This window comes from Epilithonimonas sp. (assembly GCF_032055105.1).
Taxonomy (GTDB): Bacteria; Bacteroidota; Bacteroidia; order Flavobacteriales; family Weeksellaceae; genus Epilithonimonas.
This window is the reverse complement of record NZ_DAMBRK010000015.1, coordinates 49272-68119: the sequence shown is the minus strand read 5'-3', so window position 1 is coordinate 68119 and position 18848 is coordinate 49272. Positions and strand designations below refer to the sequence as shown.

The 18848-nt window shown below is 34.4% G+C and carries 17 protein-coding genes; 9 read left to right on the top strand and 8 right to left on the bottom strand.

Features of this window, described 5'->3' with window-relative positions; translation table 11 throughout:
• Positions 1 to 18: 18 nt before the first annotated feature.
• The 3 genes from gmk to RTY06_RS12795 form a co-directional block, all read right to left on the bottom strand.
• Positions 19 to 585, bottom strand: coding sequence for a guanylate kinase (gene gmk, locus RTY06_RS12805; protein ID WP_312825381.1), 567 nt, complete (start codon positions 583 to 585; stop codon positions 19 to 21).
• 114 nt (positions 586 to 699) lie between these two features.
• Positions 700 to 942, bottom strand: a complete 243-nt coding sequence (locus tag RTY06_RS12800; protein ID WP_312825379.1) for a hypothetical protein — start codon at positions 940 to 942, stop codon at positions 700 to 702.
• Positions 943 to 944: 2 nt separating this feature from the next.
• Entirely contained in the window at positions 945 to 1802 is an 858-nt protein-coding gene (locus RTY06_RS12795) for a YicC/YloC family endoribonuclease (RefSeq protein ID WP_312825378.1), read from the bottom strand.
• A gap of 102 nt (positions 1803 to 1904) precedes the next feature.
• Between RTY06_RS12795 and lpxK the strand changes: the two genes are divergently transcribed.
• The 5 genes from lpxK (at position 1905) to RTY06_RS12770 (ending at position 7382) form a co-directional block, all read left to right on the top strand.
• Positions 1905 to 2930: a tetraacyldisaccharide 4'-kinase gene (lpxK, locus tag RTY06_RS12790; RefSeq protein WP_312825376.1), complete on the top strand. Its 1026-nt coding sequence runs from the start codon at positions 1905 to 1907 to the stop codon at positions 2928 to 2930.
• Positions 2914 to 3726 (top strand): purine-nucleoside phosphorylase, encoded by an 813-nt coding sequence (locus tag RTY06_RS12785; RefSeq protein ID WP_312825375.1) that lies wholly within the window; start codon positions 2914 to 2916, stop codon positions 3724 to 3726. Before lpxK ends, RTY06_RS12785 begins: the two co-directional genes overlap by 17 nt.
• Positions 3727 to 3827: 101 nt before the next feature.
• Positions 3828 to 4343 carry a thioredoxin-like domain-containing protein gene (locus RTY06_RS12780; RefSeq protein ID WP_312825374.1) on the top strand — a complete coding sequence of 172 codons (516 nt, stop codon included), beginning with the start codon at positions 3828 to 3830 and terminating at the stop codon, positions 4341 to 4343.
• Between the two features lie 51 nt (positions 4344 to 4394).
• Positions 4395 to 5480 carry a DNA polymerase IV gene (gene dinB, locus RTY06_RS12775; RefSeq protein WP_312825373.1) on the top strand — a complete coding sequence of 362 codons (1086 nt, stop codon included), beginning with the start codon at positions 4395 to 4397 and terminating at the stop codon, positions 5478 to 5480.
• A gap of 444 nt (positions 5481 to 5924) precedes the next feature.
• Complete coding sequence (locus RTY06_RS12770) at positions 5925 to 7382, top strand: alpha-amylase (RefSeq protein WP_312825372.1); 1458 nt, start codon at positions 5925 to 5927, stop codon at positions 7380 to 7382.
• 58 nt (positions 7383 to 7440) lie between these two features.
• Here the strand turns inward: RTY06_RS12770 and deoC are convergent, their stop codons facing one another.
• Both deoC and RTY06_RS12760 read right to left on the bottom strand, forming a co-directional pair.
• Complete coding sequence (deoC, locus tag RTY06_RS12765) at positions 7441 to 8187, bottom strand: deoxyribose-phosphate aldolase (protein WP_409450855.1); 747 nt, start codon at positions 8185 to 8187, stop codon at positions 7441 to 7443.
• Positions 8188 to 8246: 59 nt separating this feature from the next.
• Positions 8247 to 8717, bottom strand: a complete 471-nt coding sequence (locus RTY06_RS12760; protein ID WP_116036212.1) for an Lrp/AsnC ligand binding domain-containing protein — start codon at positions 8715 to 8717, stop codon at positions 8247 to 8249.
• Between the two features lie 406 nt (positions 8718 to 9123).
• Here RTY06_RS12760 and RTY06_RS12755 point away from each other — a divergent pair, with 406 nt between their 5' ends.
• Positions 9124 to 11943 (top strand): alpha-amylase family glycosyl hydrolase, encoded by a 2820-nt coding sequence (locus RTY06_RS12755; protein WP_312825370.1) that lies wholly within the window; start codon positions 9124 to 9126, stop codon positions 11941 to 11943.
• A gap of 61 nt (positions 11944 to 12004) precedes the next feature.
• On the opposite strand, the gene RTY06_RS12750 is transcribed toward RTY06_RS12755, so the two are convergent.
• Complete coding sequence (locus RTY06_RS12750; protein WP_312825369.1) at positions 12005 to 12535, bottom strand: SRPBCC family protein; 531 nt, start codon at positions 12533 to 12535, stop codon at positions 12005 to 12007.
• Between the two features lie 287 nt (positions 12536 to 12822).
• Here RTY06_RS12750 and RTY06_RS12745 point away from each other — a divergent pair, with 287 nt between their 5' ends.
• Positions 12823 to 14841, top strand: a complete 2019-nt coding sequence (locus tag RTY06_RS12745; RefSeq protein WP_312825367.1) for a M3 family metallopeptidase — start codon at positions 12823 to 12825, stop codon at positions 14839 to 14841.
• Positions 14842 to 15093: 252 nt separating this feature from the next.
• Positions 15094 to 15981 carry an AraC family transcriptional regulator gene (locus RTY06_RS12740; protein ID WP_312825366.1) on the top strand — a complete coding sequence of 296 codons (888 nt, stop codon included), beginning with the start codon at positions 15094 to 15096 and terminating at the stop codon, positions 15979 to 15981.
• Between the two features lie 139 nt (positions 15982 to 16120).
• On the opposite strand, the gene ccoG is transcribed toward RTY06_RS12740, so the two are convergent.
• Positions 16121 to 17563: a cytochrome c oxidase accessory protein CcoG gene (gene ccoG / locus RTY06_RS12735; protein WP_312825365.1), complete on the bottom strand. Its 1443-nt coding sequence runs from the start codon at positions 17561 to 17563 to the stop codon at positions 16121 to 16123.
• A gap of 265 nt (positions 17564 to 17828) precedes the next feature.
• Here ccoG and RTY06_RS12730 point away from each other — a divergent pair, with 265 nt between their 5' ends.
• The gene (locus tag RTY06_RS12730; RefSeq protein ID WP_312825364.1) at positions 17829 to 18206 is read left to right on the top strand and encodes a YchJ family protein; all 378 of its coding nucleotides are present in this window, start codon (positions 17829 to 17831) and stop codon (positions 18204 to 18206) included.
• A gap of 104 nt (positions 18207 to 18310) precedes the next feature.
• On the opposite strand, the gene RTY06_RS12725 is transcribed toward RTY06_RS12730, so the two are convergent.
• Complete coding sequence (locus RTY06_RS12725; protein ID WP_312196206.1) at positions 18311 to 18553, bottom strand: VF530 family protein; 243 nt, start codon at positions 18551 to 18553, stop codon at positions 18311 to 18313.
• Positions 18554 to 18848: the final 295 nt, after the last annotated feature.

Below are 18848 nucleotides of genomic sequence, written 5' to 3'. Positions count from 1 at the left end.
TACGTGTTTTTCAGATTTTTATTCGTTGATAAAGTTATTGATTATTTTCTCGACTTCCGCTTTTGCAGTGTCCAAATCTGTATTCACAATAATTTTATCGAAGTGTTTTTGATAAGTCATTTCTTCGCCTGCTTTTTCCACTCTGGTTTTGATGGTTTCTGCGCAGTCTGTATTTCTTTTTATCAATCTCTGTTCCAATTCGGCAATGCTTGGAGGCATTACGAAAATCGACAACGCTTTGTCTCCGAAAATCTCTTTCAGTCGGATTCCGCCTTTTACATCAACATCGAAAATAACGACTTTTCCTTCCTGCCAAATTCTTTCGACTTCGGATTTTAAAGTTCCATAATATTTGTCGGTATAAACTTCCTCGAACTCCACAAAACCGTCTTCCGATATTTTGGTTCTGAATTCTTCCGGCGTCAAGAAATAATAATCTTTTGCATGTTCTTCATCACCTCTTGGCTCTCTCGTGGTAGCAGAAATTGAAAAACTGAGTTGAGGAATTACGGACAATCCGTGTTTTACTAATGTTGTTTTTCCACTTCCGGATGGTGCGGAGAATATGATAACTTTTTCTTTCAAAATTTGATTTTTAAAATTCTATGTTAAATTCTTTTCTACCAATATGTCGCTCCTTCGGAGCTTTTTGTTTATTGGTCAATATTGTTTCTACCAACATTTCGCTTCTTCGAAGCTTTATTCTAATTCAATCTTACTTTTAATAAACTCGTCCCAATATTGTTGTTCTAATTGTTCTTCTTCTGACAAATCTTGATTGGTTTTATCAGACAATCCAACTGGTGAATAAAAATACCAATGCCAAGTCGGACGATGTTTGATGAATAAATGATTTCCTCCAAATTCATCGTTTTTATAAATTCCCAAAAAGAATCTGGAAATTACCAAAACTAATATTAAAAGGAAAATCTTCTTTTTCAATTTTAAAGAACATTCAAAGTTTGCTCTTTAATTTTTTCTAAATCATCCTTCATCTCAACCACCAATTTCTGAATCTCAGAATGATTAGCTTTTGAACCCAAAGTATTGATTTCTCTTCCCATTTCCTGAGCAATAAAACCCAATTTTTTCCCATTAAAATCTTCGTTTTTCATCACTTCAAGATAATATTTGATGTGTTGAGACAAACGAACTTTTTCTTCAGAAATGTCTAGTTTTTCAACAAAATAGACCATCTCTTGATAATATCTTGTTTCATCTACATTTTCAAAATTCTTAAGAGCGGAAAGATAACGGTCTTTGATTGGCTGGATTCTTTCTTCCTCATATTGCGCAACTTGAGAAAGATTATTATCAATATTTTTAACGATTTTCTCAATTTCTTCAGCCAGTTGATTACCTTCTGTTTGACGGAATTCTATAAATCTTGCAACAGATTCTTGAACAACGTCCAAAAGCGCTTTCCACTCGTCTTCTTCCAATTCAGAACTTTTTGTTGATAAAACATCTGGCATTCTCACAGCCATTTTCAACAACTCAAATTCTGGAGCGTCTGAACCCACTTCTCTTAGTTGATTCATATAATTTTTGACAACATCTTGGTTGATTTTGACATCGTTGTTCTCTTCAAGGCTTTCGCAATTGATGTAACAATCTACCTTTCCTCTCAGGATTTTATCATTCAGTAATTTTCTAATATCAAATTCCTTCTCTTTATATCTCAATGGAATTTTAACATTGAGGTCAAAATTCTTGCTATTTAAAGACTTGATGTCAATAGTGATTTTTTTGCCTTCAAAAACAGTTTCGGCTCTCCCAAAACCTGTCATAGATAATATCATAACTATTCTATATAAGAGTACAAAGATAGCTAATTTTGATTTTTGTATTTCAATTTAAAACTCGAATTAAAATCTGAAGTAATTTCCCTATTTTTGCAACATATGAAAAGATGGTATCTCTACCCTTTTTCCTTGGGTTATCATTTGGGAACTTCTATTAGAAACCGAATGTATGATTGGGGAATTTTTTCTTCTTCGAAATTCAGAACACCAATCATTGGTGTCGGAAACCTATCTGTTGGAGGCAGCGGAAAATCGCCGATGGTAATGTATCTGGCAGATTATCTTTCGCGCTCATTCAGAACAGGTGTACTTTCTCGCGGATATGGAAGAATTACAAAAGGATACGGCATTGTAAACTACGACAGCAACTATAAATTTGTTGGTGATGAACCAATGCAATTATTCGAACGCTTCCGTAACCGATTTGTAATCGGTGTGTGTGAAGACCGAGTTTTTGGTGCAAAGAAGATTATAGAAGATATGGATTTGGATGTTTTGGTTTTGGACGACAGCTATCAGCATCGTGCCATCAAACCGGGAATGAATCTTCTATTAACAGATTATAATGATCCTTATTTCAAAGATTATATCCTTCCAGCAGGTGACTTGCGAGAAAGCAGAAACGGAATGAGTCGCGCTAATATCATTATGGTGACCAAATGTCCTGATGATTTGACTGAAGAGAAAAAACAATATTATATTTCCAGAATCAGACCTCAGCATTATCAGAAAGTATTTTTCTCGTCCATTGCGTATGATGAAAACATTCTTGGTCTTGATAAACAGATGCCTGTTAAAAACTTGGATTACTATGATGTTTTAGTAATTACAGGAATTGCAAATCCTTCTCAATTGTTAAAAGAGATTTCTAAATACAATAAAAAGGTCAAACATTTACAATACAAAGATCATCATAATTTCACAGATGATGACATCAAGAAAATCTCTGCAGAATATAAAAAACTCGGCGAATACAAAGTAATTCTAACCACAGAAAAAGATTATGTTCGTCTTAAAACATTCGATTATCTGAGAGATAAAATCTATTATTGGCCTATCAATGTAGAGATTGACAAGAGAGAAGATTTCAACAAAATCATTCAGAATTATGTTAGAAAAATTTAAAGAAACAGCCGAGTTCATCAAGAATATTATTGGGGAAACACCAGATTTCGCCATTGTTTTAGGTTCTGGTCTTGGAAAACTCCAATACGAAGTAGAAGCCATTCACACTCTCGATTATAAAGACATTCCGAATTTCCCTCAGACTACGGTTGTTGGTCACGGTGGAAAATTGATCTACGGAATTCTAGAAGGTAAGAAAGTTCTGATGATGAGCGGACGTTTTCATTATTACGAAGGTCATTCTATCGAAACCGTTACTTTCCCCTTCCGAGTTTTCCATTTGTTAGGCATTAAGAATCTGATTCTTTCTAATGCAGCCGGTGGCGTGAATCCAAACTTCAAAGTAGCTGATTTAATGATTCTGACAGACCATATCAATATGATGCCTGAACATCCGCTAAGAGGAAGAAATATAGATGAACTAGGACCTCGTTTCGTAGATATGAGTGAACCTTATAATCGTAAAATGATTTCTATTGCTAAAGATATTGCTACTCAGGAAAATATCGACCTAAAAGAAGGTGTTTATGTAGCCTTAACAGGACCAACGTTTGAAACGCCTGCAGAATACGGAATGGTAAGAACCATTGGTGGAGATGCTGTCGGGATGAGTACAGTTCCAGAAGTGATTGTTGCAAAACATCAGGGGATGGATTGTTTCTGTCTTTCCATTATTACAGATTTAGGCGGACCAGAAATTTCGTTTGCCGTTTCACACGAGGAAGTTTTGGAAGCAGCCAACAAAGCAATGCCGAATGTAATTAAGATTGTAAAAGGATTGGTAAAGAATTATTAATACCATTCAAAATATAAATGACCAAGACAGCTTTTTTAAGTTGTCTTTTTTATTTCTGTTAATATATTAATGATTAACTTCGTTCTTCAAAAATTAAAAAAATGAAGAGGATATTAGTTTACATCTTATTATTTGTTTTCCAATTAGGATTTTCTCAGGAAGTTCCAAAGGTTCTGAAAACCAAATTTTCCAAAGAAGCACTCGCTCAAAAAGTACAGGATGAAAATGGAAAAGAAACTTCCATCAAAGATATTTTGCAAAAGCACAAAGGCAAAGTTGTGGTTCTTGATTTCTGGGCTGGCTGGTGCAGAGATTGTTTAAAAGCATTTCCAAAAGCCAAAGAATTAGAAGCCAACAACCCGAATATTGATTTTGTTTTCCTTTCGCTGGAACGCTCAAAAGAAGGTTTTGATAAAAGTCTCGTAAAACACGAGATGACAGACAAAGAAAATTACTGGTTTTCAACAGGCTGGAAAAACGATTTCAATAATTACGTCGACCTCAACTGGATTCCGAGATATATTGTGGTTGACCAAAAATCTGGCATTGCAAAATACTATGCAATTTCTCCAGACGATCCGGAGATCCAATCGACAATCGACAAGCTTACAAAGTAACAATATGACAATCCCGAAAATTTCGGGATTTTTTTTGCCTAAATTTGTGAGATGCAATCGCAACGCAAGATAATCCACGTAGATATGGATGCCTTTTATGCTTCCGTGGAGCAACTCGACAATCCGGGTTTGCGTGGGAAACCTATTGCTGTTGGCGGCGGACATCGTGGCGTGGTTGCAGCAGCAAGTTACGAAGCGAGGAAATTCGGAGTGCGTTCTGCAATGCCGAGTAAAACAGCTAAGGAAAAATGTCCGCATCTTATTTTTGTTCCTCCAAGATTTGCTAGATACAAAGAAATCTCAAGCAAAATCCGAAACATCTTTCACGATTATACGGATCTGGTAGAACCGCTTTCTTTGGACGAAGCTTATTTGGATGTCACCGAAAATAAAAAAGGAATCGAGTCCGCTAATGATATCGCCAAAGAAATCCGAAAACGAATTTTTGAGGAAACTGGATTAACCGCTTCTGCCGGAATTTCTGTCAATAAATTTCTAGCGAAAGTCGCTTCTGACATCAATAAACCCAACGGACAAAAAACCATTCATCCAACTAAGATTGATGAATTCTTAGACCAACTCCCAATTGAAAAATTCTATGGTGTTGGGAAAGTAACGGCTAATAAAATGCACGAACTTCACATATTCAAAGGCGCTGATTTGAAAGCTAAAACACTTCAACAACTCGAAGGTCTTTTTGGGAAATCAGGAAGATATTATTACAATGTCGTTCGAGGAATTCATAACGGTGAAGTAAAACCCAACCGAATTCAGAAAAGTGTAGCCGTTGAAAGAACCTTTTGGGACGACATCAATGAAGATGATGAGATTGATGAAAAACTAAAATCACTCAGTCAGGAATTGGAAGATCGTTTAAGTAAAAAAGAAATCAAAGGAAAAACATTGACTCTGAAAATCAAATACAAGGATTTTTCGCTTTACACGAGAAGCAAAACTCAGGAACTGTATTTTGAAAATTGGGAGAAATTCTACAAAACCGCTAAACAACTTTGGGAATTGAGGCCTTTTGACAAAGCCATTCGTTTGCTTGGATTATCGCTTTCTAATCTCAATACAGAAGAAAAAAAGCAAGTTTCGGTTCAGTTGAAAATTCCTTTTGAGGAGTTTGGTGATTAATGTTTTCAAACGCAAAGTTCGCAAAGATTTTTTATATCAATATTGAAAATATTTTAAGGTTCGCAAAGATGTAAAACTCAGCAAAGAAAGAAAAACATTACAAAAGTAAGTTTGTCATTCCGAATCTAGATTGTTGAGATTCCTTCGGAATGACAAAATGGTGTTTTTATGTTAAGATTGGATTTATTACAAATCTTCAACTTTGCGAAGCGCGCCCCGGCTTGAGCGGAAATCCTTTTTACGCAACGAAGTGAAGTGAAAAGATTGGGAGCGGAAGACGGATAAAGGCGCCCAAATTATTTGCTCGCTTCTATGTTGGATTTTAATCTTGATTCTTTTTACTTTTCTCTTGAATCTTTCTCCATTTCCTTGGCTTGATTTTTTCATAGTTCAAAATATCAAATCAAACAATCTGAAAAAATCTACAATCTTATGAATGGCACAATGATTCAATTTTTCCATTGGTACACACCTGGAGATTCATTCCTTTGGAAACACGTCCAAGAATCTGCACATTATCTTTCTGAATTAGGAATTACTGCGGCTTGGCTTCCTCCGGCTTACAAATCCACAAACGGTGGTTACGGCGTTGGATATGGCGCTTACGACCTTTTTGATTTGGGAGAATTTGACCAAAAAGGAACTGTTCCTACAAAATATGGAACAAGAGAAGATTATCTAAAAGCTATTAAATCTCTAAAAGAAAAAAACATCCAAACCATTGTAGATGTCGTTCTGAATCATAAAGCTGGTGGTGATGAATTAGAAAAATTCAATGTTGTGAAAGTGGATGACAATGATAGAAACAAAGTGATTTCTGATGTCTTCGAGATTGAATCTTACACCAAATTTACTTTTCCCGGAAGACAGAAAAAATATTCGGATTTTGAATGGAATTTCACTTGCTTTTCAGGTGTAGATTATGCAGAAGGAAACGAAAAAGGGATTTTTAGAATCATTAATGATCACGGTGACGGCTGGGATGATATCATTGATGACGAAAAAGGAAATTATGATTATCTGATGTATAACGACATCGAACACAGAAATCCTTTTGTGCGAGAAGAACTCAATTATTGGGCAAAATGGTATCACGATGAGACAGATTTTGATGGTGTAAGATTGGATGCGGTGAAACATATTTCACCTGATTTTTATAAAGAATGGCTGAATAATCTCCGTTCAAATACAGGAAAAAACATCTTCGCAGTTGGCGAATATTGGGCACCTGGATATCTTCATCTTTTGGAAACTTACATAGATTCTACCGAAGGTTGTATGAGCCTTTTTGATTCTTCGTTACAGAATAATCTTCATAGTGCATCCAAAAATCCGGATTATGATTTGAGAGAAATTTTTACAGAAACGCTTGTTGCATCTCATCCCGATAAAGCTGTAACTGTTGTTGATAATCACGATACGCAACCTCTTCAGGCTTTGGAAGCTCCGGTTGAAACTTGGTTCAAACCAATTGCTTATGCTTTGATTTTATTGAGAAAAGATGGTTATCCTTGTGTTTTTTATCCCGATTTATACGGAGTAAATTACAAAGACCAAGGAAAAGATGGCAACGAATATGAAATTTTCCTTGACAAAGTTGACGCAATTGAAGAACTCATCAAAACAAGAAGAGATTTTGCCTACGGTGAGCAGAGAGATTATTTTGATGATGCACATTGTATCGGCTGGACGCGTGAAGGTGATGATGAACACTCGGGTTGCGCGGTTGTTTTAAGCAACAAAGATGTGAATCAAAAATCTATGGAAATAGGAAAACGATATGCAGGTAAAACGTTTTATGATTTTACCGGACATCTACAAGATAAAGTCACAATTGATGAAAATGGCTGGGCAGATTTTCCTTGTCCTGCGGGAAATGTGAGTGTTTGGGTTGTGGAATAGAATAAAAAAGCACCTCTCAAAATTTGAGAGATGCTTTATTTTTCAGAATACAGATTAATTAATATCCTGCTCCAGCTTCGCCTTTTCCAAGAAGAGCTTTTGCAGAAGACGTTCCAATTCTCTGAATTCCCATTGTAATCATTTTTTCTGCGTCTGCAGGCGTTTTCACTCCACCAGCAGCTTTTACAGGAAGTTTACCCGCATTATCCAACATTATTTTTACACCTTCGAAAGTCGCACCGTTTGGCTTACCGCTTTCGGTCACAAAGAATCCTGTAGAAGATTTAACAAAAATTCTTGAAAAATCTTTTTCTTCAAAATTTGCTTGAGCCCATTTCCAAATATTGGCTGTTAAATCTGCAATCTGAGCATCTGTAAGTGCCGCAATCTCGATAATCCATTTTACTGTTTTTCCGAATTCCAAACCGAGTTTAGTTCCTTCAACAAATTCTTTCTCAACTAAAGCTAATTCTCCTCTTTTGTAGGCTTCGTAATTGATTACATAATCTAGCTCGTCCACTCCATCCAAAATGGCTTGATTAGCTTCTTTCAATTTGTCTTCCAAAGAATAAGTTCCTTCGTGAAAACCGATAACGGTTCCTACAAGAACATCAGAATCTTTCGAAACTAAGTAATCTTTAATCAATTTGACATAGTTCGGACGAATCATCACTTCTTTGAAGTTATAAGTAATCGCTTCATCTGTCAATTCTCTTACAGTTTGCAACGTTTGTTCTTCTGATAACCCAGATTGTTCTGGCGTTTTCAGATATGTTGAGTCTAAATATTGATTGATTTCCATAATTACAAAAATAAAAAAAGGATACAAATAATTTGTACCCTTTTATGATTATATAAAATTTTTTAAACTTTCAATTGTCTGTTGATACTTTGCTCTAGAGAAAGAATCGTCTCTGTTCTGGTAACACCTTTCAGTTTTTGAATTTTGTTAAGAATCTCCATCAAGTGATCGTTATCTTTACAAAGAACTTTAAGGAAAATAGTATAATTACCTGTGGTGTAATGAGCCTCAACAACTTCGTTTACTAAATTCAGGTTTTTGATTGCATCTTGATAATGACTAGGTTGATCTAAAAACACACCGATGTAAGAAACTACTTTATATCCAATTTTTCTTGGATTAAGGAAAGAGATAGAGTTTTCTATCACACCTGCCTGCTCCAATTTTTTGATTCTTTGATGAACTGCTGTTGTAGAAATCCCAACGTGCTTAGATATGTGCGCAAGAGAAGTCTTTGCATTATCCATCAACATATAGACAATCTCTTTATCAACTCCGTCTAAATGATAACCAGATTCAGATGCACTTTTCATAATTTACTATTTGATTTTAAAAAAAATTTAGTGTAAAATATTCTAACCGAATGAATTGAATTCATTCTCAATAAAAAACGAACTAAAAACTTAATATTTAATTAAAATAATTTCAGATTGTTTTTTATTTGATGGTAAAAGTATAGAAAATTATATGAAATATAAAAATACATTAATATAATTTTTAAAATATATCAGAAAAATAACATTAACTAAATTTTATCCAAAAATGTATTTAATGTTAATTTTTAGTTAAGTTAAAGTCGGAAAAACAAGCTTTAATTAATTAAACAACAACTCACAAATAACTATAAATCAAAACACTAAAATTAAAATCACCGTAAAATTAAAAATCTGAATTGTATAATGGAAAAAGTATATATTTATCACTTAATATATAGACCTTATGAAATTTTTTTACAACCTAATCGCATTATTTTTTGCGATCACAAGCTTTGCGCAGCAACAGACTGTGACATCTTCTATAAGTCCAACGACTTTTAATGAAGACGAATCGATCACAATTACTTTCAATGGTAGCAGTATTAACGAGTCTACATGGGGAATCACGAACAATGCTTTATATCTTTGGGCATGGTCGTATGACAGTAACAATGCAAATAGTATGGACTGTCCTACCAATGGAACCTGGACATCATCCAATGAGACAAACAAACTGACTTACAACTCAAGTAATGATACCTATACAATTACTTTTGTTCCAAAAACATTCTATAACAGAACAGGCATTGGAAGAATTGGTTTTCTGATCAAGACAAAAACCGGAAACGGACAGTCTCAAGACATCTATGCGACAGTAGGAAAACTTCAGTTTACAACAACGACACCGCAAAACGGAAGTGTTAATTTTGTAGCTTCGGGAAGCAATTTCCCTATTACTTACAGCACGTCTTTACCAGCCAATTATGTTGTTAAATCAAATGGGAATACTATCTACACAGCTAATAATGTTTCCACTATAACTACTTCCCCTAATATTACAGGTGATAATCAAATTGAAGTTACAGCAACGGCATCAGGAATAACTTTAACATCTAAATTTACAGTTTCTCCAAACCCGGCAGTTCAAATTGCAGCGATTCCGTCTTATATGAGACAAGGAATAAGTTACGACCTGAATGATCCTACCAAAGTGGGATTAGCTTTGTATGCACCTCTTAAAAATTATGTTCATGTGATTGGAAGTTTCAACAACTGGCAAATTTCTTCAAATTACATTATGAAAAGAGATACCAATAATGCAAACCTTTATTGGTTAGAAATTACTGGATTGACACCTCAACAAGTTTATACATTCCAATACAGAACCAATGATGGAGTGAAAGTTGCTGATCCGTATTCAACATTAGTATTGTCTCCAGATGACGATCCTTCGATTTCTTCTACAACTTATCCTGGACTGCCTGCTTATCCTACTGGACAGCAATATGATGTTTCTGTAATCCAGACTGCAAAACCTGCATACAACTGGACTGTAACCAACTTTCAAAAACCTGCAAAACAAAATCTAATTGTTTATGAAGCTCTAGTAAGAGATTTTACCGAAGGAAAAAACTGGCAGGCAATGATTGACAAAATTCCTTATATCAAAGGATTAAATGTCAACGCAATCGAGTTGATGCCAGTAATGGAATTTGATGGAAATAATTCTTGGGGATACAATCCTGCATTCCATTTAGCATTAGATAAAGCTTATGGAACACCAGAAAAATTTAAAGAGTTTATTGATAAGTGTCACCAAAACGGGATTGCTGTAATTCTGGATGTTGCGCTTAATCACGCTTCAGGAAGATCTCCATTAGAAAGACTTTGGTCAACAAGTACAACTGGTGGTTATGGAGATGTGGCTGCTAACAATCCATACTTCAATCAAGTTGCAAAACACGCTTATAGTGTTTTCTACGATTTCAATCACTCAAAACCTGAAACGAGATATTATGTAAATAGAGTTTTGGAACAATGGATTTCTGAATATAAAATTGACGGATTCCGTTGGGATTTAACTAAAGGATTTACACAGAATTGTACCGCTTCAGACGAATCTTGTACCGGAGCTTACCAGCAAGACAGAGTTGATGTTCTGAAGTTATATTCAGACTATCAATGGTCTTACGATCCAACTTCATATATTATTTTTGAACATTTGGGAGGAAACGCTGAAGAAAGAGAGTGGGCAAATTACAGACTGAATGAAGGAAAAGGTGTAATGATGTGGGACAATCTAGTTGGAGCTTACAATCAAAACACAATGGGTTATGATTCTGACAGCAATTTCAACCGAGTGGATTTCGAAAACCATACTTTTTCTGAAAGAAGAAACATCAGCTATGGCGAAAGTCACGACGAAGAAAGATTAATGTTCAAAAACCTAGCTTACGGAAACACCAACGGCTCTTACAATGTTAAAGACTTGAATACAGCTCTTGATAGACAAAAAGCATTTGGCGCAGTTTTCTTCACAGTTCCTGGTCCAAAAATGATTTGGCAATTTGGAGAATTAGGTTACGAATTCAGTATCAACAGATGCGAAAACGGAACGATTAGCAACGATTGTAGAACTTCTCCAAAACCAGTAGCTTTCACTTTAGGTTATGATACCAACGCTAATAGAAAAGCGGTTTATGATACTTGGTCAAAAATATTAGCAATCAGATTATCTAATCAAGTTTTTGATACAACTACTTTCACAGTAGAATCAGGAAATCTTTTACCAAGAATTTTTGTTTGGAATGATGCTTTACCTTCAACTTCTTTGAAAAATGTAGTTGTAGTCGCCAACTTCACAACAACCGCTCAAACTGTAACACCTAATTTCCCTTACGCCGGAACTTGGTATAATTTGATGGATAACACTTCTATGTCTGCAAGTGCTTCTACAACAGTTACACTTCAGCCAGGAGAATTCAGAATTTTTGGTAATCAAAGAACTTTAGCAACAGACGAAACTAAAATTGATACTAACAAAACATCATTACAAATCACTCAAAATCCAGCGACTGACGGATTATTGAAAATCAGATACAACAAAGCTAAAAACGGACAAATCAACATTTACGACCTTAACGGAAAACTTGTAAACACTTTCGGATTGAAATCTGCTAAAGGAGAAGAAACATTCTCTGTCAACGGAATTACTTCCGGAACTTACTTAGTTCAGTTAAAATCTGATGAAGGTTTGGCAGTTTCTAAACTAATCATCAAATAACAAAATAAATTTTCAAATCAAATAAAATCGCCTCGAACATTCGAGGCGATTTTTGTTTTCATTATTTTTCTGCAAGTTCTTTCAATTTCCCAAGACCTTCCGAGAATGATTTGTTCATTTGCCAAGTCATCATCGGTTTCATCGGTTTGAAAAGCGTTTCAATTTCATAATCAATATTCCAAGTCACTTTTGTTCCTGAACCTTCAGTTGTCAAAAGTAAGTCTGAAGTCGCATTGTCATCCATCGGTTTGATAAAATGCATTTTCGTTGCAACTTTCTCATTTGGAACAATCGCCGTGATTTCTTGTTCGCCTTCGCCCACATCATCATTTCCTTTCCAAGTGTAGCCGTCACCAACTTCACCAGCGTTTCCTTTGTAAGTTACAACCAGATTCGGATCGTATTTCAACCAAGGATTCCAAGTGTTGAAAGCCTTCATCGAGTTTACATTTTGCCACACTTTTTCTTTCGGAGCATTGATAACTAGAGATTGTTCGTTATGACATTTGCTGTCAAAAAACAACATTGCAATCACGCAATAAGCAATGAAAATCGCCAAAATAACGCCAATAATTTTCAAAAATTTCTTCATAATAAGTTAGTTTTAAGTTCAAAACAAATCTAAAATAATTTTAAATACAAAAACTTTTACTACGATAATATTTATTGGAGCGCCTTTATCCGTCTTCCGCTCCCAAACCTAACGAAGTGGTTCGACGAAGTCAATCTTTTTTGCAGACAATTTCAAGTTAAATAGAACTCGACAACAAGCAAAAAAGGATTTCCGCTCAAGCCGGGGCGCAATTTTGTCATACTTTCAACTTTAGGTACTAAATTTGTGATTTGAGACAAACATAAAATCATTAATAATTCATCTTTATGAATCCACTTTTAGAAAAATTCAGTACAAAATATACTTCATCGCCTTTTGAGGAAATCAAAGAAGAGCATTATCTTCCCGCTTTTCAGGAATTAGTAAAAACTTCTGAAAAAGAAATCGATGACATCACCAACAATCCAGAAGCTCCAACTTTCGAAAACACGATTGAAGCAATGGCTTTCTCAGGAGAACAATTGGACAGAGTTTCCAATATTTTCTTTAATTTGAATTCTGCTGAAACTAATGATGAAATTCAGAAAATCGCTCAGGAAGTTTCACCACTTTTGACAGAATTCTCTTCCAAGATTTCTCAAAACGAAAAACTATTCGAAAGAATCAAAAGCGTTTACGACCAAAAAAATAGTTTGTCCTTAAACGAAGAACAACAAACTTTACTGAATGAAACTTACAAAGGTTTCGTAAGAAGTGGTGCTTTATTAAGTGAAGAAGATAAAAAGAAACTGGAGAAAATCAATATGGATTTGTCTATCAAATCACTTCAGTTCGGACAAAATGCATTAGCATCAACCAATGCTTATTTCAAACACATCACTAACAAAGAAGAATTAAAAGGAATTCCTGAAGCAATCCTTCAGCAATACGAAGAAGATGCGAAGGAAAAAGGTTTGGAAGGTTATGTGATTACGCTTCAATATCCGAGTTATCTTCCGGCAATGACTTATGCTGAAAATCGTGAACTGAGAAAAGAATTGGCTTTAGCTAATGGAAAAAAATCCTTTGACGGCGGAGAATATGACAATCAGAATTTGATTAAAGAAATCGTAAAACTTCGTCAGGAAAAGGCTGAAGTATTAGGCTATAAGAATTATGCAGATTTTGTTCTCGAAGAAAGAATGGCGCAGTCTCCCGCCAAAGTTTTCGAATTTCTGAATGAACTTCTAGAAAAAGCAACCCCTTACGCTCAAAAAGAAATCGAAGAATTGAAATCATTAGCAAAAGCTGACGGAATTGACGATATACAAAGTTATGACCACACTTTCTATGCAGAAAAATTAAGAAAACAAAAATTCGATATTGATGATGAGGAACTGAAACCTTATTTCCAATTGGAAAAAGTTCAGGAAGCAGTTTTTGGATTAGCCGGAAAATTATTCGGATTAGAGTTCAAAGAAATTAATGATATTCAGAAATATCATTCTGATGTTAAAACTTATGAAATCACAGAAAACGGAAATTACAAATCCTTACTCTACGCAGATTATCATCCAAGAAAAGGAAAACGTGCAGGTGCTTGGATGACGAGTTATAAAAATCAATATAAACAAAATGGTGGAAATTCTCGTCCGCATATTTCTGTCGTTTGCAACTTCACAAAACCAACGAAAGACACGCCAAGTTTATTGACTTTCCAAGAAGTTACAACTTTGTTCCACGAGTTTGGTCACGCGCTTCACGGTGTTTTGGCAGATACGCAATACCCGAACCTTTCTGGAACTTCGGTGAAGTGGGATTTTGTAGAATTACCTTCTCAGTTTTTGGAGAACTATTGCTACGAACCAGAGTTTTTGGAAACTTTTGCTAAACATTATCAAACAGGAGAAATTCTTCCAAAGGATAAAATCGAAAAATTGTCACAAAGCAAATCTTTTATGGAAGGTTATCAGACTTTGAGACAGCTTGGCTTCGGATTGTTGGATATGGCTTATCATACTGAAGTTGGAGCATTGGAAAATAAGAGTGTGAAAGAGTTTGAAGTGGAGAAAACAGCAGCAACCAATCTTTATCCTTCTAATCCCGAAACTGCGGCAAGTCCAAGTTTCTCGCATATTTTCCAAGGTGGATATTCTGCAGGATATTATTCTTACAAATGGGCTGAAGTTTTGGATGCAGATGCGTTCCAATATTTTAAAGAAAACGGAATCTTCAATCCAGAAATTGCTGCAAAATATAAAATCCTTCTTTCTTCTGGAGGAACCAAAAATCCAATGGAATTGTACAAAAACTTCCGGGGAAGAGAACCAAAAGTGGAAAGTCTTTTGAAAAGAGCTTTTGGATAATCATATACAGACATTCGGTTTTAAATCGCCGAATGTCTTTTTTTCTTAGAGCTTGTTAAAAAAATTAAACCACAAAGTCACAAAAGAAAAATCAAAAAAAGAAAATCTTTCAAAGAGCAAATAAGCTAACTTTTGAAATCATTATAGTTATTTGAACTTTTGATAAACTTAAGGAAAATTTAAACTTTTGTGACTTTTGTGGTTTTTGAAACAAATTTAAACAAGCTTTTAATTGTCAGAATTTATTTAAGAATGAACAATAATGACATTTCCGTACTGAATATCAATTTGTTTCAGCCCGAAGCAAAACGTTCTGATTTTTATTTCAATACACTCAAAGAGCATCTTCTAAAAAGTCACAAACATATCGAGAAACCTCATCGCCATGATTTTTATGCTTGTGTGATTTTTACGAAAGGAAATGGCATTCACGAAATCGATTTTCAAAAGTATGATGTTTCTGCGGGTTCATTATTTTTTATGTCTCCAGGACAAGTTCACAGTTGGCAATTGTCGGAAGATACAGATGGTTTTATATTTTTTCATTCGCAGGAATTCTTTGACCTTCATTTTGTCAATGAAAAATTAAGACGATATCTATTTTTCGGGTCTGTTCATTTTCCTCGAAAAATACAATTGGAAGGACAAAAGACATTTGAAATTTCAAATCTGTTTCGGCAAATTGGAAACGAGAATTCTTCTTCCGAAATATTATCTGAAAATCTTATTATTTCTTTACTTTCTCAGTTATACATTAATAGTTTAAGGTTGTTTTCGGAACTTTCATTTAATGAAACAACTCAGACTAATCCGATTTATATTCAGCATTACCAGCATTTTGAAGAATTGTTAGAATTAAATTTCATTAAAGAAAAATCTGCCAATCAATATGCGAAATGGATGAATATTTCCACCAAACATCTTAACAGAATCACCCAAACTGTTGTTCATAAAGCAGCTTCTGAAGTGATAACTGACCGCGTAATTCTGGAAGCCAAAAGATTGTTGATTCATCTTGATGAGAGTCTTGTAGATATTGCTTTCAATCTTGGTTACGAGGAATATTCTTATTTCGTGAGAGTATTCCGTAAAAAAACAGGACAAACACCTTCTTTATTTGTTAAAGAAAATAAATTATAGAACTAGGTTAAACTAATTTACAACCGCATAGACACATAGTTTTCACTAAAGATAAAATAGTGATTATTCTATTTTATCTTTGAAAGTAAATATTTCATTTTTCTATGTGACTATGTGGTTTTTATAAATTTTCAAAGTTTTAAAACTGGAATTTAAAAGGTCCTTCGAAGTAAGTTTTATAAGAATCCAGCATCTTTCCATCCGCATCAAAAACACCTATTTCTATATTCTGTTTTGATAATTTTACCTCACTTTGTGGAAAACTGATGTTAATATTTCCTTTAATAATTGCATCCCCTTTGACAATGATATCTTCTTTCCCGGCAAAGGTTATCTCCGAATGTTTTGGATAAAGGACTTTTATCGTCATTTTCTTTTTCTCGTTAGATTTATTAAGAATCGTGTAAGTGAAAGTATTGGTAATCTTGTTGTCATTCACAAAATAAGATGCTCCAGCCGGACGAATAAATTTCGCTTCCACAGAACCTCTGTCATACATCAGCAAGCACAAAACGCCAATCAATGCAAAAAAGGCAAAAGTTGTAGCTTTCATCCTAGCTGTAAATTTGAATTTTTCCTGATTTTCAATCTCAGCTTCAGTCGCATATCGGATTAGACCTTTCGGCATTCCGACTTTTTCCATAATCTCATCACAAGCATCGATACAAGCCGTACAATTGATACATTCTAGTTGTTGCCCATTTCTGATATCAATTCCCGTTGGACAAACGACCACACATTGCTGACAATCGATACAATCACCTTTTCCTGCACTCGCACGATTTTCTCCATTACGCCATTTTGCACGATTCTCGCCTCTTTTAAAATCATAATAAACATTGACTGTATTTTTATCTATTAAAACACCTTGCAATCTTCCATAAGGACAAACCAAGGTACAAACCTGCTCTCTGAACCAAGCAAAAACAAAATAGAAAACCCCAGTAAAAACCAACATCACGATAAAGTTTGTCGGATATTTTGCAGGACCACTCATTATAATTCTAAAGGTCTCTTCGTAACCAACGATGTACATAAACATATTATGGCTAATCAATAATGATATGAGTAGAAAGACAGACCATTTCAAGACTCTTTTTCTGATTTTTTCTTCATCCCAAGCTTGTTTATTTAGTTTCATTTGTTTGTTTCGGTCGCCTTCTATCCAATATTCGATTTTACGGAAAATCATTTCCATAAATAAAGTTTGAGGACAAATCCAACCACAAAAAATCCGCCCGAAAACCACAGTGAAAAGCATTACAAAAATTACTGATGTCACAGCTCCTAAAGCCAAAATGAAAAAATCCTGCAGATAAAAAGGCTGTCCAAGAATGAAAAATTTTCTACCTATAATATTAATCAGCAAAACCGGATTTCCACTGATTTTAAGAAAAGGCATTATCACAAACAAAAGAATAAGTCCGTAACCTACATATTCTCTGTAATTGGTGTATTTCCCTTTTGGTTTTCTTGGGAAAACCCATTTTCGGGTTCCATTTTCATCCATTGTTCCCACAGAATCTCGAAATGCTTCTTCCAAAATATCTGGATTTTTCACTTTATTGTCTTTTATATCCATAATGATTTTATCTCTACAAGCAAACTAAAGACAATTGAATTATTAAGACTTAAAGTCTTGAAAGTTGCACTCTAATTTGCTAAGACAAAATTACTTCTGGGAGGGTTTTTATGATAATGATATTCACTTACAAAATAGTACCATCAGGACATATTTAGTTTTGATGAGCTAATATTTATCAGTAAAAATTTAATTAAAATATTTACCAATCAATCTTTTGAACTATTTTAGATTTTGTTACTTTGGAATCTCTAAAAATTAAAAAATGAATTGTCCCTGCTGTTCCGGAAAATCTTACGAAGATTGTTGTCAACCTTATCATTTGAAAGAAAAATTTGCACCGACTGCGGAAGCTCTGATGCGTTCTAGATTTTCAGCTTTTGCAATTCCAAATGGAGAATATCTTTGGGAAACTACCTCACCCAACAAAAGGCAATTTCACAAAAAAAAAGATTTGCAGGAATGGGGAGAAATTAATCAATGGACAAAGCTGGAAATTGTTGATAAACCTTCCACTAACAAAGTAGAATTCAAAGCTTTTTATATTGATGAAGACGGGAATGAACAGCTTCATCACGAGTTGTCACAATTCAAACTGATTCAGAATCGTTGGTATTATGTGACTGGAGAATTTTTGGATTAAATCATCAAAATCATTTCCCCAACCCTAAAGGGAGTGATTTTGATTCCATATTAAAGAAATTTCTCCCTTTAGGGTTGGAGAAAAAAATTTCTTTACACTATAATCTATAATCCTTTTTTCTTCTTTTGTCTCAAAACATAGAGATACAAACTTTCTACTTTTGTTCTTGCCCAAGGCGTTTTCCTAAGGAATTTGAGAGAAGAATTCACACTGGGATTTTCGCCTGTAAAACACTTGATGTTGATTTGTTTTCCCAATTCTCCATAACCTTTGTAGTATTCTAGCAATTCCTCAAGAATCGCGTCCAATCTTTTTCCGTGCAAAGGGTCTTTCGAAGTGTTTTCCATTTTGTAAAATTATTGATTTTATTATTTGAAACCACAAAAGATATATATTTAGTTTAATCTCCTTTTTCTTAGAGCTTGTAATAAATTAATCAAAACCACATAGCCACATAGAAAACCACAATTTTAAGCGCAAAAAGAAAAAATAGAAGCACAATATTTACTACTTTTTCTTTTTCATAAAAGCTATGTGTCTATGTGGTTGTAAAATTATTTCTGATGTAAATTTAAACACCTAGGATATCTCGTTTGTGACTTTTGTGGTTAAAAAAGAAATATCTCTATTGTCATTTCTTAT